Genomic DNA, 3738 nt, shown 5'->3' on the forward strand with positions numbered 1-3738 from the left:
AGCACTTTGGCATGCAACAGTTTGGCAAGCATACCCATCAACCAATAGCGCCATGCCGGATTATGCGGGCCGGCCCGACGTATCCATACCACTTTGCCACCGGCCAAAATATGGCGCGCCATACCGCTGTTTTGCCGTTTTGCCCGTTTTTCTAATTCGGTACTGTAATTGATTGATAATTTGTATTTTGGAGAAGTTGTTTTCATAAGTTGTGGATTCGCAGGTCAAGGCCAAGCTGATGCCTGTCTGAACCGTTCTTTCCGATGCTGTGTTCAGACAGGTATACGGGCAGATATGAGCTTGGCCGGTGGTTTATAAGCCGAGCAATGCTTTATCTCCTTTGCCTTCGCGCACAAGCTTCGATGCTCCCGGTCATATCAGTGACTATGGTGGGTTCGGTAATACATTAGCCGACGTATCCTATGATAAACTCTGAATCAATTCAAATCTTTTCTGACACATCTATGAAAAACGAACAAGACAATTATAGCATGCGCCTCGACAAATGGCTGTGGGCGGCGCGCTTTTTCAAAACCCGTGCCTTAGCACAAAAGCACATTGAGCTTGGCCGGATTCAGGTGAATGGCTCCAAAGTAAAAAACAGCAAAAATATTTCTGCCGGCGACACCATCGACATGACCTTGAATTCCCTGCCTTATAAGTTTAAAGTGCTGGCGCTCAACCATCAACGCCGTCCTGCATCCGAAGCAAGGTTGCTTTACCAAGAAGATGCCAAAACCGCATCTGAACGTGAAAAGCAAAAGCAGCTCAATCAAGCCAGCCGCATCATTGCCGCTTATCCTGACGGCCGGCCGACCAAACGCGACCGCCGGCAATTGGATAAAGTCAAACGCGACACCTGGTAAATCCATACAACAAGGCCGTCTGAAATTTTTCAGACAGCCTTGAATGCATTCAAAACAATTAAATTTTAGTGGCTGTCCTGGATAATCAAGATAAATCCTGTCTTATTAATTGTTAATTGTTTTAAAATAGAAATTTGAACTTTTATCCCGCTGTTGCCAAAACGCCGTTCACATTCCTTCAAATACAGCTCGAAATGCGCTTTGGCAATACCGTTCAACTTGCGTCAATGCCGTTTTGCCTGATTCCCAAAATGCTTAATCCCGTTAATAGGATTTTATCTTTCAGCAAAATGTGTACCGTGATTGATATGAAAATGGGTAAATTTACCCACCTCTAACACATCATAACGGCGATAACAGTCCGTATAAACAATAAACATATGCTGTCAGGGCTAACCTGTTTGCGGAGAATTGGCAGCAAGGCAGCTGTTTGCGTATTCGGTACGGTAATGGTAAAAACGTTACCGTTTCGCTTTAAAAGCCCGAATACAGCAACTTTGCCGGCAGCACCACGACCGCGTTTACCTTGACGTTGTCTGCCAAAATATAGTTGATTCGGTTTGGAATGAGACAAGGCAGTCTGCCGCAGACAGTACAGACAGTACGGCAAGGTGCACCAACGCAGTATTGGTTCGATTTTAATCGGCTATAAATAAGTAATCGTAAACGATGAAAATAAGCTGCAGTATTTTTGTTTACGCCAAACTAACCCGGATGCTGTTCGGGCGGTAACTCCTGCAACAAACAGTTCAATCAGTTTGTTTTGTTTGTACCGGCTTAGACGACTTTTGCGTATAGGGATAGCTCTGACTTAATTTGAATTTCCCTGGTTATCTAGGACAGCCCCCTAAAAAAATTAAATAATTTTAAGATGCCAAACCATGCCGTCTGAAACCGACAAGCAAGGCTTCCCTATTTGTTTTTCCGGTTACCGGTTCTGATTAGAATTTGTATTCTACTTGGCCGCGAACGACGTTCACATCTTGTTTGTCGCTGCCAACAGTTGCGGTAACTTGTTTACCATGCAGGTAGAAGCCTCTTAACTTCCAGTTTTTCCAAGGAATGTAAGTGGCACCCAATTGAATGCCTTGAACGTTTTTACTGTAATCTTCAACCGAAGATACGCCCGACAATGAACCTACGCGGCGGTAGTTCAAAAAGACATCATACGAATGGCGCACATCCCAATCAGCCAATTTGTAGCGGACTTCAGTGAATACGCCGTCGTTTTTGATTTTTTGGCCGACATTGTTGTAGGCTTTGATGTTCGATTTGCTGACCGCAGCCATCCAGCGCCAATCACCGTTGAATTTGATGTCGGTCCCCAGTTCGCCGAATAACGTATTTTTGGCATTATGGCGGTTACCGATATCGACATCTTTCATATAGCTGACGGTCGTGCCGATATTGATGTTTTCATTTACCGGATAAACACTTTGAATCGAAGCAAAATGTTTGCGGCGGCCGCCTATACCCCAGACATTGTCATTGAAGTAGCCGGTACGACGGCCTGCCGTCACTTTGGTCGGCAATACTTTGTTGTCGAAGAATAATTCGGCACCGGTCACTTCGGTATCCCAAACGCGGCCGTATGAAGAGAATGCGCCAAATTTACCGACACGCGCTTTAATGCTGTGGCTGCCAAAATTGTAAACCGTACCTTCGGCATAGAGCTTGTTCACCGGTACATCATGGTCGCCACGAAATTTACCGGTTTCCAAATCAATGTTCGGTTCGATTTGCGCCACTGCTTTCCAGTCTTTATAAAGATTCGCACGAACCCAAAATTCTGCGTTGAATTCGCTGTGGGTGTTTTCAAGTGTGGGGTTAACGCTGCTGTTGTTGGCGGCAGTATCTCCGCTGTCGACACGAACGCGAAATGCGCTGTTTACAGTCAGGAAATCATTGAAGATGCTGATTTTATCTTCGTCTTTACGGATAATGCTTCCGGAATTGACATAATCACCGGTAGTCGATAACGCGGCGGCATCACGCCCGCTGTCGGCAGGATTGGCTGCAGCAAAAGGCGTGGCAGCTAAAGCGATACAAACAGCAGCAAAGTTTCTTTGAGTTTTCATGCAAATCTCCAGTTCATCAGGAAACAAACAACCGTTTTAGTTTTTATTGTTTGGGCCGGATTTAAAAGCGACTTCAAGCGATAAGGTGGTTTAACCGACTGCCAGCAACATCGGTGTTATCCAGTTACAAATTTTCGTCAATTGTCACGTCATGCTGTGCAATACATTGAATTATGTAACTAATGTGAAACACATGCTATGTAGTTTGTTGTACCACGTCAAGAAAATTTTACATGAATTAAAAAATAAACCGACTAATTTGATAAAAATCAACTTTATATCAGGCTGTCTGAAAGTTTTTAAGAAAAATTTAGAGAGGCTGAAGTAGATTAGCAGTCATGTCAGACTGCAAAAATAAAGATAACCAATTGCAAATTAACAAAGGATGCCCAAAGAAAACTTCTCCGGTTTTTCGTACCGGAAGCCACAGCCCGTGCAGCCGCTGATATTCTGGGTATCCAACCCGATTGGGCTATGTTGTCCTACCGTAAACCAGCCGGGTGACAGCCTGTCATTTGGTGCAGGAAGCCGGCAGGGTTTCCGAGGCCCCACCGGGCCGGACGGGGTTGTTTCGGCGGTCGGCGTAAGGGCAAACGCGGACGCGCGGCAGCAGGGAAAGCGGCTGTATCCGGCATCTTAAAAACGGCAGGGAAAGGTTGGTACCGCCTTTGCCGCTGTAATATCAGCAGCGTCGATTGCAGGTAACACAGCCAATCGCGACTTTGGCATTGGATAATATCCAATGCAGCGGCAGGATTGTCTTCAAAATCAATAAAACCCACCCGCCTGCCTTG

2 protein-coding genes and 4 pseudogenes are annotated in these 3738 nt (G+C 45.5%); 2 read left to right on the forward strand and 4 right to left on the reverse strand.

Annotation, left to right across the window (positions count from 1 at the left end; all coding sequences use genetic code 11):
- Positions 1 to 206, reverse strand: a pseudogene (locus C7N83_RS13325) (BUD32 family EKC/KEOPS complex subunit); the annotation flags it as partial.
- Positions 207 to 464: 258 nt separating this feature from the next.
- On the opposite strand from C7N83_RS13325, the gene C7N83_RS13330 reads away from it, so the two are divergent.
- Positions 465 to 866, forward strand: coding sequence for an RNA-binding S4 domain-containing protein (locus C7N83_RS13330; RefSeq protein ID WP_106743221.1), 402 nt, complete (start codon positions 465 to 467; stop codon positions 864 to 866).
- A 65-nt stretch (positions 867 to 931) separates the two neighbouring features.
- Here C7N83_RS13330 and C7N83_RS13335 read toward each other — a convergent pair.
- Together C7N83_RS13335 and C7N83_RS13340 are read right to left on the reverse strand one after the other, a co-directional pair.
- Positions 932 to 1662: pseudogene (locus C7N83_RS13335) on the reverse strand (IS1595 family transposase).
- A 145-nt stretch (positions 1663 to 1807) separates the two neighbouring features.
- Positions 1808 to 2944 carry a hypothetical protein gene (locus C7N83_RS13340; RefSeq protein ID WP_106743222.1) on the reverse strand — a complete coding sequence of 379 codons (1137 nt, stop codon included), beginning with the start codon at positions 2942 to 2944 and terminating at the stop codon, positions 1808 to 1810.
- 354 nt (positions 2945 to 3298) lie between these two features.
- Between C7N83_RS13340 and C7N83_RS17160 the strand changes: the two are divergent.
- Positions 3299 to 3604: pseudogene (locus tag C7N83_RS17160) on the forward strand (IS1595 family transposase); the annotation flags it as partial.
- Between the two features lie 14 nt (positions 3605 to 3618).
- Here C7N83_RS17160 and C7N83_RS17260 read toward each other — a convergent pair.
- Positions 3619 to 3738, reverse strand: a pseudogene (locus tag C7N83_RS17260) (BUD32 family EKC/KEOPS complex subunit); the annotation flags it as partial.

This window comes from Neisseria iguanae (assembly GCF_003013245.1).
GTDB classification, from domain to species: domain Bacteria; phylum Pseudomonadota; class Gammaproteobacteria; order Burkholderiales; family Neisseriaceae; genus Neisseria; species Neisseria iguanae.

Excerpts from the sequence above, each read along its gene's own strand:
- C7N83_RS13340 (WP_106743222.1), bottom strand. The coding sequence starts at position 2,944 with ATGAAAACTCAAAGAAACTTTGCTGCTGTTTGTATCGCTTTAGCTGCC.
- C7N83_RS13330 (WP_106743221.1), top strand. The coding sequence starts at position 465 with ATGAAAAACGAACAAGACAATTATAGCATGCGCCTCGACAAATGGCTG.